Annotated in this window: 12 protein-coding genes and 1 pseudogene; 11 read left to right on the top strand and 2 right to left on the bottom strand. The window is 71.1% G+C overall.

Annotated elements, in window-relative coordinates; genetic code table 11:
- Window positions 1–328: 328 nt before the first annotated feature.
- A complete protein-coding gene (locus tag V2W30_RS34385) occupies window positions 329–1,444 on the bottom strand; it encodes a LacI family DNA-binding transcriptional regulator (RefSeq protein WP_338702501.1) in 1,116 nt (371 codons plus the stop codon).
- 89 nt (window positions 1,445–1,533) lie between these two features.
- A complete protein-coding gene (locus V2W30_RS34390) occupies window positions 1,534–2,604 on the bottom strand; it encodes a hydroxyacid dehydrogenase (RefSeq protein ID WP_338702502.1) in 1,071 nt (356 codons plus the stop codon).
- A 262-nt stretch (window positions 2,605–2,866) separates the two neighbouring features.
- Here V2W30_RS34390 and V2W30_RS34395 point away from each other — a divergent pair, with 262 nt between their 5' ends.
- From V2W30_RS34395 to V2W30_RS34445, 11 genes and pseudogenes are all read left to right on the top strand, one after another.
- Window positions 2,867–3,835, top strand: a complete 969-nt coding sequence (locus tag V2W30_RS34395; RefSeq protein ID WP_338702503.1) for an ABC transporter permease — start codon at window positions 2,867–2,869, stop codon at window positions 3,833–3,835.
- A gap of 85 nt (window positions 3,836–3,920) precedes the next feature.
- The gene (locus V2W30_RS34400; protein ID WP_338702504.1) at window positions 3,921–4,781 is read left to right on the top strand and encodes a carbohydrate ABC transporter permease; all 861 of its coding nucleotides are present in this window, start codon (window positions 3,921–3,923) and stop codon (window positions 4,779–4,781) included.
- A gap of 94 nt (window positions 4,782–4,875) precedes the next feature.
- Complete coding sequence (locus tag V2W30_RS34405) at window positions 4,876–6,552, top strand: extracellular solute-binding protein (RefSeq protein ID WP_338702505.1); 1,677 nt, start codon at window positions 4,876–4,878, stop codon at window positions 6,550–6,552.
- On the top strand, window positions 6,549–8,009 hold the full coding sequence (locus V2W30_RS34410) for a M1 family metallopeptidase (protein ID WP_338702506.1): 1,461 nt from the start codon (window positions 6,549–6,551) through the stop codon (window positions 8,007–8,009). The genes V2W30_RS34405 and V2W30_RS34410 overlap by 4 nt, the downstream gene beginning before the upstream one ends.
- Window positions 8,010–8,053: 44 nt before the next feature.
- A complete protein-coding gene (locus V2W30_RS34415) occupies window positions 8,054–10,258 on the top strand; it encodes a discoidin domain-containing protein (protein ID WP_338702507.1) in 2,205 nt (734 codons plus the stop codon).
- Window positions 10,259–10,324: 66 nt separating this feature from the next.
- The gene (locus tag V2W30_RS34420; protein WP_338702508.1) at window positions 10,325–11,548 is read left to right on the top strand and encodes a Gfo/Idh/MocA family oxidoreductase; all 1,224 of its coding nucleotides are present in this window, start codon (window positions 10,325–10,327) and stop codon (window positions 11,546–11,548) included.
- A gap of 159 nt (window positions 11,549–11,707) precedes the next feature.
- Window positions 11,708–12,736, top strand: coding sequence for an L-threonine 3-dehydrogenase (gene tdh, locus V2W30_RS34425; protein ID WP_338702509.1), 1,029 nt, complete (start codon window positions 11,708–11,710; stop codon window positions 12,734–12,736).
- A gap of 28 nt (window positions 12,737–12,764) precedes the next feature.
- Window positions 12,765–13,961: a glycine C-acetyltransferase gene (locus V2W30_RS34430; RefSeq protein WP_338702510.1), complete on the top strand. Its 1,197-nt coding sequence runs from the start codon at window positions 12,765–12,767 to the stop codon at window positions 13,959–13,961.
- Window positions 13,962–13,983: 22 nt separating this feature from the next.
- The gene (locus tag V2W30_RS34435; protein WP_338702511.1) at window positions 13,984–14,883 is read left to right on the top strand and encodes a LysR family transcriptional regulator; all 900 of its coding nucleotides are present in this window, start codon (window positions 13,984–13,986) and stop codon (window positions 14,881–14,883) included.
- A gap of 99 nt (window positions 14,884–14,982) precedes the next feature.
- Window positions 14,983–15,585: an XRE family transcriptional regulator gene (locus tag V2W30_RS34440; RefSeq protein ID WP_338702512.1), complete on the top strand. Its 603-nt coding sequence runs from the start codon at window positions 14,983–14,985 to the stop codon at window positions 15,583–15,585.
- A gap of 17 nt (window positions 15,586–15,602) precedes the next feature.
- A pseudogene (locus tag V2W30_RS34445) lies at window positions 15,603–16,141 on the top strand (N-acetyltransferase family protein).
- Window positions 16,142–16,147 lie beyond the last annotated feature (6 nt).

Below are 16,147 nucleotides of genomic sequence, written 5' to 3' on the forward strand. Positions count from 1 at the left end.
GTACGGGGAGGGGGTTCAACGACAGGCGCCGAGGCAGGACGGTGCGGTGAGGACCGGACGCGGGGCGCGTGCGTCGCGCCGCCAGCATGTAAGCGTTTGCTATCCGTCCGCAAGAGGCTCTGCGGAGTTTCTGTTCGTTACTACGTCAAGCAGCCCTGCTTCAAGCAGAATCGAGCAGCGAAGGGCGTCCGGGTGCGCTGAAGCCCGCACGCGCTCGCAGCCGAACTCGCCCGAGCGTGAGCCCGAACCCGCGTCCCCGCCCCGAGCCCGCGGCGAGCGGCACCCGTCCCGCACCCTGGGCCCGCGACGAGAGCCGGACCGCGGACGCTCAGCCTTGGCGTCGCCCCACCCGGGGCGGAGCCACCGAATCCCGCACCACGATGTGCGTCCCGAGGCGCAGCGTGCCGGTCGTCGGGGCGCGCCAGTCGTCCTCGTCGCCGCCGGTGAGCGCGACCCGGACCGCCTGCCGGCCCATCTCCTCCAGCGGGATCCGGACCGTGGTGAGGCGGGGGCGCAGTTCCTGGGCCACCGGGATGTCGTCGTAGCCGACCAGCGACATGTCCTGCGGGACGCGCACCCCGGCCTCCTCCAGGGCCTGGGCCGCACCGGCCGCCACGATGTCGTTCGCGGCGAAGACGGCGGTGAAGTCGGTTCCCTCGCGCAGGAGTTCGGCCATGCGCCGGTACCCGAAGGCGCGGCTGAACGCGCCGGGCTGCTCCAGCGCCGGGTCGCGCTCGATGCCGCGCAGTTCGAGGGCGCGCCGGTGCCCGGCCAGCCGGTCGCGGGCCGTCGACAGGCCGGGCGGACCGCCGAGGTAGAGGATCCGCCGGTGCCCTTGGGTGATCAGGTGGTCGGTGAGGGCGAAGGCGCCGCCCTCGTTGTCGTACTCCACGCCGACCGTGGGCACGTCGTCGCCGAGCGAGGGGCGCCCGCACAGCACCAGCTTCGAGCCGCCCGCGTCCAACTCCCTCGCCCGGCGTGCCAGTTCGGCCTTGTATGTGCGGTCCTCGACGCTTCCGCCGACGAGTACCACGGCGTCCGCGCGCCGTTCGTGCATCAGCTCGATGAAGGCCAGCTCCCGCTGGGGATCGCCCTGGGTGCAGCAGACGAGGCACAGCCGGTCGCCGTCGGTCGCCTCGCGTTCGACGCCGCGCGCGATGTACGCGTAGAAGGGGTCGATCAGTTCGCTCACGATGATGCCGACCGTGCGGCCGGAGACACCGGCGAGCGCGCGGGCGTGGGCGTTGACCACATAGCCGAGGGAGCGCATCGCCTCCTCGACGCGTTCGCGGGTGGCGGCGGCGACCGGATAGTTGCGGTTCATCACGCGCGACACGGTCGCCGTGGACACGCCCGCGAGCGCGGCCACGTCCACGACGGTCGCGCGGCGCTGCCCGCCTGCCGTGCCGCTCGCGCCGGACGCCGTCGAACTCTGCCGGGACATCCGGCCCACCCCCTGATGGTCGTGCTGTGCCGGCCGCGCCGTCTGTGCGCCGCCCGGACCAGAGCCTAGGGCGTGCGGTGCGGGCCCGGTCACGCGATCCGCTCCAGATCCTCCAGGAGCACCGGATGGTTGAGCGGTACCCCGCGGGCGTACCGGGCGAGTTCGTCGACGGCGAGCGCGCCGAGCCGCCCGACCTCGTTGCCCTGGGCGCCCGCCATGTGCGGGGTGATGAAGACGTTGGGCAGGTCCCACAGCGGGTGGTCCGCGGGCAGCGGTTCGGGGTCCGTGACATCGAGGACGGCGTCGATCCGGCCGCTGACCAGGTGCCCGGTCAGCGCGGCGGTGTCCACGAGCGGGCCCCGCGCGGTGTTCACGAGCAGGGTGCCCGGCCGCATCAGATCGAGCCGCCGCGCGTCGAGGAGCCGCCGGGTCTCGGCGGTGTCGGGCGCGTGCAGGGTCACCACATCGCTGGTCGCGACCAGGGTGTCCAGATCGGTGCGGGTCGCGCCGAGCAGTTCGGCCTCGGCGTCGCTCACGTACGGGTCGTAGAGCAGGACCTCGGCGTCGAGGGGGCGCAGGAGCCGGACGACGCGGCGGCCGATGTGCGAGGCCCCGACGACACCGACGGTGAGGCCGCGCGTGCCGAGCCAGTGGTGCCGGTCCAGGTCGTCGGCGGTGCGGTGGGTGCGCCGGGTGCGGAAGAGGTGGGAGAGGGGGAAGGCGCGTTTGGCGCCCAGGATGATCGCGGCGAGGGTGAACTCGGCCACCGGTACCGCGTTGGCCGCGGCCGCCGAGGAGACCGTGATCCCGCGCTCGTAGGCGTCCCGGCTCAGGAACGTTTTCACCGTGCCGGCTGCGTGGATCACCGCGCGCAGCCGGGGTGCCTGGTCGAGCACGGCCCTGTCGATGGGCGGGCAGCCCCAGCCGGTCAGCAGGACCTCGCACTCGGCGAGCGCGGAGTGCGCCTCGCGGCTGGTGAACTCGCCTATGACGGCGGGGGGTTGAATGTCGGCGGTCTCCTCGAGGCGGGCCCGGACCGACGGCGGGAAGACGTCGTCGACGACCGAGGAGTCCATCGCGAGAACCGTACGGGGCCGCCGCGGGGGCGGTGTGGCGTCGGCGGCCGTGGCCTCGACCGGCGCCTCGTCAGTGGTACGCACCCTGCCTCCGGACAGTAAACGTGTTCTATGGCGTTACCGAAAACTAGGGAGCAGGATGCGTGACCGTCAAGGTCAACCACCGCTCCACACTGACAAGTTGCCAGCAATACAACCGAAATGCCCGGTCAATCGCAGGGCTTGAGAGCGATACGTAACGCAGGCGTTGCCCGCATCTCTTGACGGCAGGGTTAACCGCTTACTAACTTGCCGCCGCAGCAGGAGAGTTACCGCATCGCGCCACTCGGCCGAACAGGACCACCCCATGACTGTTCCCGCACCACCGACCGTTCCCGCACCACCGTCCGCCGTACCCCGCACGACCTTCTGGCAGCGTCTCCGGCGCGACAAGGTGATGTTGCTGCTGTGCCTGCCGGGCTTCCTGTACTTCGTGGTGTTCCACTACGTGCCGCTGCTCGGCTACATGGTGGCGTTCCAGGACTACCAGCCCTACCTCGGCTACCTGCACAGCGCCTGGACCGGCCTCGCGAACTTCAGCGCCGCCTTCGCCGACCCCGACTTCTGGTCGGCGACCGGCAACACACTGACGATCGCGCTCGTCCAGCTCATCCTGTTCTTCCCCGTGCCGATCGGGCTCGCTCTGCTGCTCAACAGCATCGTCAGCGACAAGCTGCGCCGCTTCGTGCAGAGCGTCGTCTACCTGCCGCACTTCATCGGCTGGGTCATCATCGTCTCGATCTTCCAGCAGATCCTCGGCGGCGCCGGCGTCGTCCCCGACCTGCTCGAAAGCCTCGGTCTACCGCGCTACGACATGATGACCGACCCCGACGCGTTCCCCTTGCTGCTCGCGCTCCAGGTCATGTGGAAGGACGCCGGCTGGGGCACCATCATCATCCTCGCCGCGCTGCTCTCCGTGGACCGCGGCCTGTACGAGGCGGCGGCCATGGACGGAGCCGGCCGGACGCGCCGCTTCTGGCACGTCACCCTGCCCGGTCTCTCCCCGGTCCTGGTGCTGCTGCTGATCCTCAACCTCGGCAACATCCTGACCGTCGGCTTCGAGCAGATCCTGCTCCAGCGCGACGCCGTCGGCCCCGGCAGCGGCGAAGTCCTGGACACGTACGTCTACTTCCACGGGATCAAGGACAACCAGTGGGGCACGGCGGCCGCGGTCGGCCTCGTCAAAGCCGTGATCGGCACCGTCCTCGTCATCGGCGCGAACAAGTTCGCCCACCGGCTCGGCCACGAAGGGGTGTACCGCGGTGCTGACCGCTGAGACGACCGCCGTCCGGACCCGGAACCACTCCGAAAGAGCGCCCCGGACACAGGAGTTGCGCCCGTCCGGTGCCCGCCCGCCCTGGATGGAGAAGCCCACCAGGACCGGCCTGGTCCTCAAGGGCCTCGCCCTCGTCATCGTCGTCGGGCTCGTCGCGTACCCGCTGCTCGGCGTGATCGGGACCAGCTTCGCGTCGCAGAGCGACATCATCCGTTCCAACGGTCTCGTCCTGTGGCCCGACCACCCCAACCTCGACGCCTACCGCACCGCGTTCACCGGCGGCCGCGTCACGCGCGCCCTGTTCGTCAGCATCGGTGTCACCACCCTCGGCACCGCGTGCAGTCTGCTGGCCACCATCGGCATGGCGTACGGACTCTCGCGGCGCGGCATCGTCGGCGGCCGGTTCATCCTCATGACGGCCCTGTTCACGATGCTGTTCAACGCGGGCGTCATCCCCAACTTCCTGCTGGTGAAGGAGCTCGGCCTTTACAACACCTTCGCCGCGCTCGTCCTGCCCACGATGGTCAGCGCGTTCAACCTCGTCGTGATGCGCGCCTTCTTCATGAATCTTCCGGAGGAGCTGTACGACGCCGCGAAGGTCGACGGCGCGGGCGACTTCCGCACCCTGATCCAGGTCGTGCTGCCGCTGTCGAAGGCGGTCGTCGCCGTCGTCGGACTCTTCTACGCGGTCGCGTACTGGAACGCCTACTTCAACGCCCTGCTGTACCTCGGCGACAACGACAAGTGGCCGCTGCCGATGGTGCTGCGCACCTTCATCCTCCAGGGGCAGGCCCTCGACTCCGGCGCGGTCGGCGAGGCCGTGGCGCCGCAGCAGGCCGTGCAGATGGCCGTCCTCGTGATCGCGGTCGTTCCGATCCTGCTCGTCTACCCCTTCCTCCAGCGGTACTTCACGAAGGGCGTGCTCACCGGAGCCGTCAAGGGCTGACCGCCGCACCCCTTCCCGCAGAACAGTCATCCCCCCGCGCAGGACGCACCCCCCGCGACTTCCCTCGTATCCCCTCCCGGTGAGGAGTTCCCCGATGTCCGGCACTCTCCCTGTCAACCGACGCACCTTGTTCCGCTGGGGCGCGGGCCTCGGCCTCGGTGTCGCGGCCGCCCCGCTGCTCGCCGCGTGCGGCGACGGCGGCACCGCGGCGAAGGCCGACGCGATCGGCGGCAAGCTGCTGCCGACCACGACGGTCCGCTCGCTCGGTATCAACGCCGATCTGCCCGGCACCGCGGCCGGTGTCCCGAACGCCTTCGTGAAGTACCCGACGGAGTTGATCAGGGCGACGAAGGGCACCCCCCTCAAGGGCGCCAAGAAGATCACGGCCGTCACCGAGACCTTCGCGCCGCTGCCGACCGAACGCGGCAAGAACGCCGCCTGGCAGGCCATCGAGAAGCTCCTCGGCGCCGAGGTGGACTTCACGGCCGTGCCCGCCGACGACTACCCGGCGAAGTTCTCCACCATGGTCGCGGGCGACCAGCTCCCGGACATCTTCATGTACCCGGAGACCGGCGGCGTCGACAACATGGCCTCCTTCCTCCAGGCCAAGTGCGTCGACCTCGGCCCGTACCTGTCCGGCGACAAAGTCAAGGACTACCCGAACCTGGCGGCCATCCCCGAGTACGGCTGGCGTGACGCGGTCAAGGGCGGAAAGCTCTACGGCATCCCGATCGCCCGGAACGGCAGCGCGGGCGCCGGCTTCTACCGCGCCGACCTGTTCGCACAGGCGGGCGTCACGAGCCTCGACCAGATCGACAGCATCGAGCGCCTCGTCGACCTCGCGAAGGACCTCAGCGACTCCCGGAAGAAGCAGTACTTCTTCACCGGCGGCGGTGTGAACCTGCTCGCCATGTCGGCCGGCGCCCAGCACCTGTGGAAGCGGAACCACAAGACGGGCGAGTGGACCTACCAGATCGAGGACGAGAAGTACCGGTACGCCATCGAGACCGCCGCCAAGCTCTACAAGGCCGGCTGCTACTACCCGGGCACCGTCCAGATGTCCGGCGCGCAGAAGGCCGAGTACACGAACCTCTTCAAGAACGGCAAGGCCGCGTACGTGTACGACGGCATGCCGTCGTACCTGGCGCCCGGCGCCGGCTACGTGGACTCCATGGCCGCCATCGACAAGTCCTTCGACGTCCGGCCGATCGTCCCGGTCGGCAAGGACGCGGTGGCCTGGACCGACAACGTCTCGCTGGAGAACTGCTACATCACCAAGGCGAGCGACGCCCGCGTCAAGGAGATCCTGCGCCTCGCCGACTTCGCGGCCTCGCCGTTCGGCTCCCTCGAATACACGCTCATCACGTACGGCGTCGAGGGCACCGACTACACGCGCGACAAGAACGGCACCCCCGTCCTCACCAAGCAGGGCACCCAGGACATCACCGTGCCCTGGTCGAAGCTGGCCTCGGCGGCACCCGCGTTCTTCAGCGCGACCGATCCGGACGCGGCCCAGCACGTCCACGAGGCGTACACGAAGATCATTCCGATGCTCATCGAGGACCCGACCCAGGGCTACTCCTCGCCCACCTGGGACTCCAAGGGCCTCGGCAGCCTCTACACCATCCACGTCGACGGCATGAAGGACTTCGTCACCGGACGCAAGCCGCTGTCCGCCTACGACTCCTGGGTCAAGAAGTGGCGCAACGCCGGCGGCGACACCTGTCGCGCCGAGTTCGAGCAGGCTTCCGGGAAGAAGGGCTCCAAGTGACCACCACCAGACGCGCGTTCCTCGGACAGGCCGCCGTGGCCGCGGCCGTCACGGTCCCGGTGTTCGGCGCACCCGCCGTCGCCGCCGACGGCTTCGATCCCCGCCCCGGCTCCGACGGCGTCGGCGACCCGCTCTTCCCGACCCTCGGCAACGGCGGATACCAGGTCGTCCACTACGACCTGACCTTCGACTTCACCCCCGTGACCTACGACTTCACGGCCGTGGTCCGGATGAACGCGCAGGCCACGCAGGACCTGTCCGCGTTCAACCTCGACACCGACGGCCACACCATCGACGCCGTCACGGTGAACGGCCGCACGGCCCCCTTCGCGCTGTCCCTGGGCAAGTCGGGGCAGGAACTGACGGTCACCCCCGCCGCCCCGCTCCACAAAGGGACCCCGTTCACCGTCGCCGTCACCTACCGCGGCAACGGCAAGGCACCCCGTGCGGGCCTGTCCGGCTGGAAGTTCGGCGCGGACGGCGGCTTCGCGTCCGCCGTGCAGTCGTCACGCGCCGACACGTTCCTGCCCTGCAACGACACCCCCTCCGACAAGGCCACCTGGACCTTCCACCTCTCCGCACCCGAGGGATATGTGGCCGCAGCCAACGGCGAGTTGACCGGCAAGGACCGGCGCGCCGACGGCTCCACCGTCTGGCACTTCGCGCTGCGCGAGCGCATGCCCACCGAGCTGCTCGGCATCGCCGTCGTCAAGGGCACGTACCTGTACGGGACATCCCGCACGGGCCTCCCGCTGCGCCACGTCGTCCCCCAGGGCGAGGAGGACACGTACGCGCCGATCGTGGCACGCACCCCCGACCATCTCGCCTGGCTGGAGGCGAAGTTCGGCCGGTACCCCTTCTCCGTGTACGGCCTGCACATCTACGGCGGCTACACCGACGCCCTGGAGAACTCCACGCTCACCCTGATGGGCACCAACTGGTTCAAGCTCAACGCCGACGGCAATCCCACGTACGAGAACACGATGGTGCACGAGCTGACCCACCAGTGGTTCGGCGACTGTGTCACCCCGCACGACTGGCAGCAGGCCTGGCTCAACGAAGGGCCCGCCGTGTACTACGCCGCCCTCTACAGCGAGGAGCGCGGCTGGTCGCGGATGGCCGACAAGATGAAGGCGACGTACGGGAAACTCGACGCGATCCGCGCGAGCGACGGACCCCCCGGCCTGCCCAGGGGACTGGGCGGCACCAACATCTACGACGGCGGCGCACTCGTCCTGTACGCACTCCAACTCCAGGTCGGGCAGCGGAAGTTCGATCGCATCATGGGTCAGTGGCCGCGCCGCTTCAAGGACCGCACGGTCACCAGCGAGGACTTCATCGGCCACGCCGTCGACGTCACCGGCGACCGCTCGCTCGACCCGTTCCTGCGCGACTGGCTGTTCGGCGCGGTGAATCCACCGATGCCCGGTCACCCCGACTGGACGGCCACGGCATGAGGGGGCACAGCATGACGGGCCACAGCATGAGGGGGCACAACAGGATGCGCACCGCGACGGCCGCGCTCGTCACCGCGGCCACCCTCGCCCTGGCCTCGCTGCCCGCCACCGCCGAGGCGGCCGCCGCGCCGAAGGTTCTGTACGCGGCCCCGCACGGCTCGGGCGACGCCTGCACCGCGGGACGGCCGTGCTCGGTGACCGGCGCCCGCGACGCCGCCCGCGCCGTCTCCGGCCGTGACGTACGCGTCGAACTCGCCGACGGTACCTACGCGTTGCGTACGCCGCTGACGCTCGGCCCCGACGACTCCGGCGTCACCTGGTCCGCGGCGCCCGGCGCCGATCCCGTCCTCTCCGGCGGCCGCGCTCTCACCGGCTGGTCGGCGAACGCCGACGGGACCTGGTCCGCGAAGGTCCCCGACGGTGTCACCCCGCGTCAGCTGTTCGTCGACGGCGAGCGAGCCGTCCGAGCCCGCGGCGCGTCCTGCGCCGCCGCCGTCTGCGACGCCACCAAGACCGGGATGACCGGCGCCGAGAAGACCGGCATCGCCGACTGGGCCAGGCCCACCGACGCCGAGGCCGTCATCCGCGTCCGCTGGCGCAACTACCACTGCCGGATCGCGTCCGTCAGCGGCGACCTCATGACGTTCGCCCAGCCCTGCTGGACCAACTCCGCGTCCGGCACCGACCGCACCGGCCCCGCCTGGGACTCGACCACCGTCGACTCCAGCCGCTACGCCAAGGTCGCCTTCTTCGAGAACGCCCCCGAACTCCTGGACCGGCCGGGCGAGTTCGTCTGGGACTCGGCCGCGCGCACCGTCACGTACCTGCCGCGCGCGGGCGAGAACCCGCGCCGCTTCCACGCGGTCACCCCGGTCACCGAGAACCTCCTCGTCGTCGACGGCGCGCACGACGTCCGCGTCACCGGCCTCACCTTCGCGTACGCCGCCTACCGGCAGCCGTCCACCGACGAGGGATACGCCGGAACGCAGGCGGGCCTGACCCTGACCGGCGCCACCGGACCCGTCGACCACGCGGGCCGCTTCTACACCAAGCCCGCCGCCGCCCTCACCGTCCGCGGCGGCCGGCACGTGGTCGTCGACCACGCGGTGTTCACCCGGCTCGGCGGCGCGGGCGCCGTGTTCGAGCACGGCACCCAGGACTCCACCCTCACCCGCTCCCGCTTCACCGACCTGTCCTCCGGCGCCGCGTACATCGGCGACACCGAACCCCAGCCGGAGCCCGCACTCGCGGGAGCCCGCAACACGGTCTCCTACAACACCGTCCGCCGGACCGGAGCCGAGTACACGGACGCCGTCGGCATCTGGGCCGGCTACGAGGCGCAGACCGTCATCGACCACAACACCCTCGACGACCTGCCGTACTCGGCCGTCTCCGTCGGCTGGGGCTGGAACCAGCCCGAGGCGCAGCGGTCCGTCCTGCGCGACAACCGGATCACGAACAACCGGATCACGAACGTCATGCGCGTCGAGCACGAACAGCACGACGGCGGCGCCATCTACACGCAGGGCGCCCAGCCCGGCACCGTGATCTCCGGCAACTACATCAACCGCAGCGCGTACGGGAACACCGAGCGCGACGGCAACGGCGTCTACCTCGACGAACAGTCCAGCCACATCGCCGTCACCGGCAACGTGATCACCCGCGTCGGCTACAAGTGGGTCTCCAACTGGGCCGACTACGGCATCGACAACCACGCCACCGGGAACTGGACCGACACGGACGCCCCCGCCCTCGCGGGCACCGGCTCGACCATGAGCGACAACCGCACCAGGCTCGACACGCTCCCGGCCGAGGCCCTCGAGGTCGCCGAGGCGGCGGGCGCCGACGGGCGCGGCCGCGTCGAACAGCTCCGCCCCGACCTGGCCCGTACCGGCACGGCCACGCAGTCCACGACGGACGGCACGAACGCGGCGGCCCGCGCCGTCGACGGCGACACCTCCACCGACAGCCGCACCCTCGCCGGGGCCGGCGCCTGGTGGCAGGTCGACCTGGGCGCCGCCCACCACCTCGGCCAGGTGGAGATCTGGAACGACACCTCCATGACGACGGCGGACTTCGACGTCCAGCTCGCCACGGACGCCGACTTCACCGACGCCACCACCGTCCACGTCACGGGCAAGGCCCTGCGCCCCACCGTGCTCGACACGGACACGCAGGCCCGCTACGTACGCGTACGACTGACCGGAACCGGGCGCGTCGGGCTCGCCCACGTCCTCGTGCACCCGTAAGCGGCCGTCCCCGGGAAGGTTCCCCGCTGCTGCTTCAACGCCCCTTATAGGAAAGGCGGTTGATCCATGACCGACTCCCCGTCCGGTGATCTCGGGCTCGGCGTCCTCGGCTACGGGCTGCGCGGCTCGATCGCCCGCACCGCGCACCGGCCGGGGGCCGGTTCCCGGGTCACCGCGCTCGCCGACCACGACGCGGCGGCGCGCACGGAAGCCGCCCTCGCGTTTCCCGGCGCACTCGTCTCCAGCGACCACAGGAAGGTGATCGACGACCCGGACGTCGACGCGATCGTCGTCCTCACCCCCGACCACACCCACGCCGACCTCGCCTGCGAGGCACTCAAGGCGGGCAAGCCGGTCTTCGTCGAGAAACCTCTCGACATCACCATCGAGCGCTGCGACGAGATCCTGCGCACCGCCCACGCGACCGGGACCCGGCTGTACGTGGGCCACAACATGCGGCACATGCCGGTCGTCCGCCTGATGCGCGACATCATCGCGCGCGGCGAGATCGGCGAGGTCAGAACGGTGTGGGTGCGCCACTTCGTCGGCTACGGCGGCGACTGGTACTTCAAGGACTGGCACGCCGAACGGCGGTACACGACAGGCCTGTTGCTCCAGAAGGCCGCCCACGACATCGACGTGCTGCACTGGCTCGGACACGGCTACACGCGGCAGGTGCAGGCCCTCGGCGACCTCATGGTCTACGGCGACAACCCGCACCGGCGCGCGCCCGGCGAACCCAAGCCCGACGACTGGTACACCAAGGACGGCCACTGGCCGCCGCACACCCAGCGCGGGCTCAACCCGGTCATCGACGTCGAGGACGTCTCGATGGTCAACATGCGCCTGGACAACGGGGTGCTGGCCGCCTACCAGCAATGCCACTTCACCCCCGACTACTGGCGCAACTACACCGTCATCGGCGACGCGGGCCGCCTGGAGAACTTCGGCGACGGACCCGGGGGAGTGGTCAAGGTGTGGAACGCGCGCCGCTCCACGTACCGGGCCGAGGCCGACGCCACGTATCCCGTGCCGGACGCCGAGGACAACGCCGGGCACGGCGGGGCCGACCCGCTCCTGATCGACGAGTTCGTCCGGTTCGCGCGCGCCGGCGGCACCACCGACACCTCGCCCGTCGCCGCGCGGATGGCCGTCGCGGCGGGCGTGCGGGCGACCGAGTCGCTGCGGGACGGCGGTACACCCCGCGCGGTCCCGGACCTCGACCCCGCCCTCGTCGCGTACTTCGAGCGGGGGCAGGTCCGCGCGGCACCGGACGAACACGGCCTGTAGGAAAGCTGCGGCGGCGCTTAAGAAATCCTCGATGGACCCGGGGCCCCGCCGTAGGGAAGAGTCCGGGGTGGCGGCCACCTCGCCGCCACCTCCACCCACTCTTCCTCGTACGCGGGCCGCTGCGCGCTGCCCGCGTGCGCGACGACAGGAGCCGATCCGTTGAAGGCGCTGGTCAAGGAGAAGGCCGAACCGGGACTGTGGCTGACGGACGTCCCTGAGCCGTCCATCGGCCCCGGTGACGTACTGATCAAGGTGCTGCGGACCGGGATCTGCGGCACCGACCTGCACATCCGCAACTGGGACGGCTGGGCGCAGTCCACGATCAGCGCGCCGCTCGTCGTCGGCCACGAGTTCGCCGGCGAGGTCGTCGAGACCGGCCGCGACGTGTCGGACATCGCCGTCGGGGACCTGGTCAGCGGCGAGGGCCACCTCGTCTGCGGCAAGTGCCGCAACTGTCTCGCCGGGCGCCGCCACCTGTGCCGGGCCACCGTCGGCCTCGGCGTCGGCCGCGACGGCGCGTTCGCCGAGTACGTCGCCCTGCCCGCGGCCAATGTGTGGGTGCACCGCGTGCCGGTGGACCTGGACGTCGCGGCGATCTTCGACCCGTTCGGCAACGCCGTGCACACCGCGCTGTCCTTCCCGCTCGTCGGCGAGGACGTCCTGATCACCGGCGCCGGACCGATCGGCCTGATGGCCGCGGCCGTCGCCCAGCACGCCGGCGCCCGCAACGTCGTCATCACCGACGTCAGCGAGGAGCGCCTGGAGCTCGCCCGCAAGGTCGGCGTGAGCCTCGCCCTGAACGTCGCGCGGTCCACCATCGCCGACGGCCAGCGCACGCTCGGCCTGCGCGAGGGATTCGACGTCGGCCTGGAGATGTCCGGCAACCCCACCGCGATGCGCGACATGCTCGCCAACATGACCCACGGCGGCAAGATCGCCATGCTCGGCCTCCCGTCGCAGGAGTTCGCCGTCGACTGGGCCCGCGTCGTCACGTCGATGATCACGATCAAGGGCATCTACGGCCGCGAGATGTTCGAGACGTGGTACGCGATGTCGGTGCTGCTCGAAGGCGGCCTCGACCTGGCCCCCGTCATCACCGGCCGCTACGCGCACACCGACTTCGACGCGGCCTTCGACGACGCGGCGAGCGGCCGCGGCGGCAAGGTCATCCTGGACTGGACTTCCTGAACTCCCCCCGCTGACAAGGACTTACGGCATGTTCGACAACGTACGCGAAGACCTCCAGGCCACTCTCGACGAGATCGTCGCCGCCGGCCTGCACAAGCCCGAGCGGGTCATCGGCACCCCGCAGTCCGCCACCGTCGGCGTGACGGCGGGCGGCCGCCCCGGCGAGGTGCTGAACTTCTGCGCCAACAACTACCTGGGTCTCGCCGACCATCCCGAGGTCATCGCCGCGGGCCACGCGGCCCTCGACCGCTGGGGCTACGGCATGGCCTCCGTCCGCTTCATCTGCGGCACGCAGGAGGTCCACAAGGAACTGGAGGCGCGACTGTCCTCCTTCCTCGGCCAGGAGGACACGATCCTCTACTCGTCCTGCTTCGACGCCAACGGCGGCGTCTTCGAGACGCTCCTCGGCGCCGAGGACGCGGTCATCTCCGACGCCCTCAACCACGCCTCGATCATCGACGGCATCCGGCTCAGCAAGGCCAAGCGCTTCCGGTACGCCAACCGCGACATGGCCGACCTCGAGGCCCAGCTCAAGGCCGCGACCGAAGCGGGCGCCCGCCGCAAGCTGATCGTCACCGACGGCGTCTTCTCCATGGACGGCTACGTGGCGCCCCTCGGCGACATCTGCGACCTCGCCGAGCGCTACGACGCCATGGTCATGGTCGACGACTCGCACGCCGTCGGCTTCGTCGGCCCCGGCGGCCGCGGCACCCCCGAGCTGCACGGCGTCATGGACCGCGTCGACATCATCACCGGCACCCTCGGCAAGGCCCTCGGCGGCGCCTCCGGCGGCTACGTCGCGGCCCGCGCCGAGATCGTCGCCCTGCTCCGCCAGCGCTCGCGCCCGTACCTCTTCTCGAACAGCCTCGCCCCGGTCATCGCGGCCGCGTCCCTGAAGGTCATCGACCTCCTGGAGTCGGCCGGCGACCTGCGCGAACAGCTCGCGGCCAACACCGAGCTCTTCCGTACGCGGATGACGCAGGAGGGCTTCGACGTGCTGCCCGGCGACCACGCCATCGCGCCCGTGATGTTCGGCGACGCCACTGTCGCGGGCCGGATGGCCGAGCTGCTCCTGGAGCGCGGCGTGTACGTGATCGGCTTCTCCTACCCGGTCGTGCCGCAGGGCCAGGCCCGCATCCGCGTCCAGCTGTCCGCCGCGCACTCGACGCAGGACGTGAACCGGGCCGTGGACGCGTTCGTCGACGCCCGCGCGCAGCTCGGCTGACCGGTTTGCGACAATCGGGGACATGATCGAAGCGCGGCGACTGCACATCCTCCGGGCGGTGGCCGACCACCGTACGGTCACGGCCGCGGCCGCCGCGCTGTACCTGACCCCGTCCGCGGTGTCCCAGCAGCTCACCGCCCTGGAGCAGGAGACGGGGCACAAGCTGGTCGAGCGGGGCGCGCGCGGCGTCCGCCTCACCCCGGCCGGCGAGATCCTGCTCACGCACACGAACGCCGTCCTCGCCCAGCTGGAGCGGGCCGAGGCCGAGCTCGCCGCGTACAGCACGGGCGAGGCCGGGACGGTGACCCTCGCGTCCTTCGCCACGGGCATCGGCCTGGTCGTCGGCCCGGCCCTCGCGCGTCTGTCGCGGTCCGCGCCCGGCATCCGGGTCCGGGTCCGCGACGCCGAGGGCGACGCGAGTCTGCCGCTGCTGCTCGACCGGCAGATCGATGTCGCGGTCGCCGTCGAGTACCGGGGCGCGCCCGGCGCCGACGACGACCGGATCACCCGGCTGCCGCTGTACGCGGAGCCGTTCGACGCGGTGCTGCCGGTCGCGCACCGCCTGGTCGCCGCCGAGCGGGTCCCGGTCGCCGACCTCGCGAAGGACACGTGGATCGGTCCGTACCCCGGCAACCCGTGCCACGACGTGGTCGTCCTGGCCTGTGAGCACGCCGGATTCTCCCCGCAGTTCGAGCATTCCTCGGACGACTTCCGGGCGGTGGTCGCGCTCGCCACGGCGGGCGCGGGCGTGGCTCTCGTCCCCCGCTCGGCGCTGGTCGGCATGGACCTGACGGAGGTGGTCGTCCGCCCGATCGACGGGGTGGCCCCCACCCGCAAGGTCTTCGCGGCGGTCCGCCACGGAGCGGAGACGCATCCGCTGATCCGCCCGGTCCTCGCGGCGCTGGGCGAAGCGGCGGCCTGACGCCGGGGGCTCCCGCGGCCTCTTCGTCGACCTGTCTTCACGTCGACCGCGGTCTTTCCGTCAACCTCGCTGTTTCATATCTGGGATATCGTGCCGAATATGAGACACGAGAGTGATGCTCCGACGACCCTGAACGAGGGGCCGGCCGATCCCGTCGACGCCCGGCTCGGCGCTCGCCTGGCCGAGCTGCGGGCCGAGCACGGCTGGTCCCTCGGCGACGTCGCGGACCGCAGCGGCGTGAGCAGGTCCACCCTGTCACGCGCCGAGCGCGCCGAGATCAGCCCGACGGCCGCCCTCCTCAACCGCCTGTGCGCCGTCTACGGGCGGACCATGTCGCAGCTCCTGAGCGAGGTCGAGTCCGCCCCGGCCCAGGTCGTGCGCGCCGCCGACCAGCCCGTGTGGCGCGACGACGCGTCGGGCTTCGTGCGACGCTCCGTGTCACCGCCGCTCGCCGGACTGCGCGCCGAGGTCGTCGAGGGCAGCCTCGAACCGTACGCCGACATCGCCTACGACCGTCCGCCCGTCCCCGGCCTCGAACAGCACATCTGGATCCTCGACGGCCGCCTCGACCTGACCGTGCAGGGCGTCACCCACACCCTCGGCGCCGGCGACTGCCTGCGCTTCCGCCTCTGGGGTCCGACCCACTTCCACTGCCCGGGCCCCGAGTCCGTCCGGTACGCGCTCGTGGTGGTCCTGCCGTGAGCGTCGACATCGTCCGTATGACGCCCGATCAGTTCACTTCCTGCGCAAACGAGTTGGGCGCCCTGCTCGCCGACGTCGTGGCCGGCGGCAGCTCGGTCGGATTCCTGTCCGGACTCACGCCCGGCGACGCCGCCGCGTGGTGGCGCGAGCGCACCCCCGCCGTGACCGACGGCAGCCTCGCGGTCTGGGTCGCCCGCGACGCGGCGGGCCGCTGCGTCGGCACCGTCTCGCTCGCCTTCACCCCTGGTCCAACGGGCGGCACCGCGCCGAGATCGTCAAACTGATGGTGCGCGGGTCGGCCCGAGGCCAGGGCCTCGGCCGCACCCTGCTCGCCACCGCCGAACGAGCCGCCGCGGCGGCGGGCATCACCCTCCTGGTCCTCGACACGGAGACCGGCAGCCCCGCCGAGCCCCTGTACCGCACGGCGGGCTGGACCGAGGTCGGCGTCATCCCCGACTACGCCCTCGACCCCGCCGGCGTCCCGCGCCCCACGACGCTCTTCTACAAGGTCGCACCCACCCGGCCAGGCATGGAGGCCGCGGGAAAGGGGAGGTGAACAGGG

Origin of the sequence: Streptomyces sp. Q6, assembly GCF_036967205.1 — a bacterium.
Taxonomy (GTDB): domain Bacteria; phylum Actinomycetota; class Actinomycetes; order Streptomycetales; family Streptomycetaceae; genus Streptomyces; species Streptomyces citrinus.

What these genes read in the sequence shown, in the direction of transcription:
- V2W30_RS34385 (WP_338702501.1), bottom strand. Translation starts at nt 1,444, where the DNA reads ATGTCCCGGCAGAGTTCGACGGCGTCCGGCGCGAGCGGCACGGCAGGC.
- V2W30_RS34395 (WP_338702503.1), top strand. Translation starts at nt 2,867, where the DNA reads ATGACTGTTCCCGCACCACCGACCGTTCCCGCACCACCGTCCGCCGTA.
- V2W30_RS34400 (WP_338702504.1), top strand. Translation starts at nt 3,921, where the DNA reads ATGGAGAAGCCCACCAGGACCGGCCTGGTCCTCAAGGGCCTCGCCCTC.
- V2W30_RS34405 (WP_338702505.1), top strand. Translation starts at nt 4,876, where the DNA reads ATGTCCGGCACTCTCCCTGTCAACCGACGCACCTTGTTCCGCTGGGGC.
- V2W30_RS34415 (WP_338702507.1), top strand. Translation starts at nt 8,054, where the DNA reads ATGCGCACCGCGACGGCCGCGCTCGTCACCGCGGCCACCCTCGCCCTG.
- V2W30_RS34420 (WP_338702508.1), top strand. Translation starts at nt 10,325, where the DNA reads ATGACCGACTCCCCGTCCGGTGATCTCGGGCTCGGCGTCCTCGGCTAC.
- V2W30_RS34430 (WP_338702510.1), top strand. Translation starts at nt 12,765, where the DNA reads ATGTTCGACAACGTACGCGAAGACCTCCAGGCCACTCTCGACGAGATC.
- V2W30_RS34435 (WP_338702511.1), top strand. Translation starts at nt 13,984, where the DNA reads ATGATCGAAGCGCGGCGACTGCACATCCTCCGGGCGGTGGCCGACCAC.
- V2W30_RS34440 (WP_338702512.1), top strand. Translation starts at nt 14,983, where the DNA reads ATGAGACACGAGAGTGATGCTCCGACGACCCTGAACGAGGGGCCGGCC.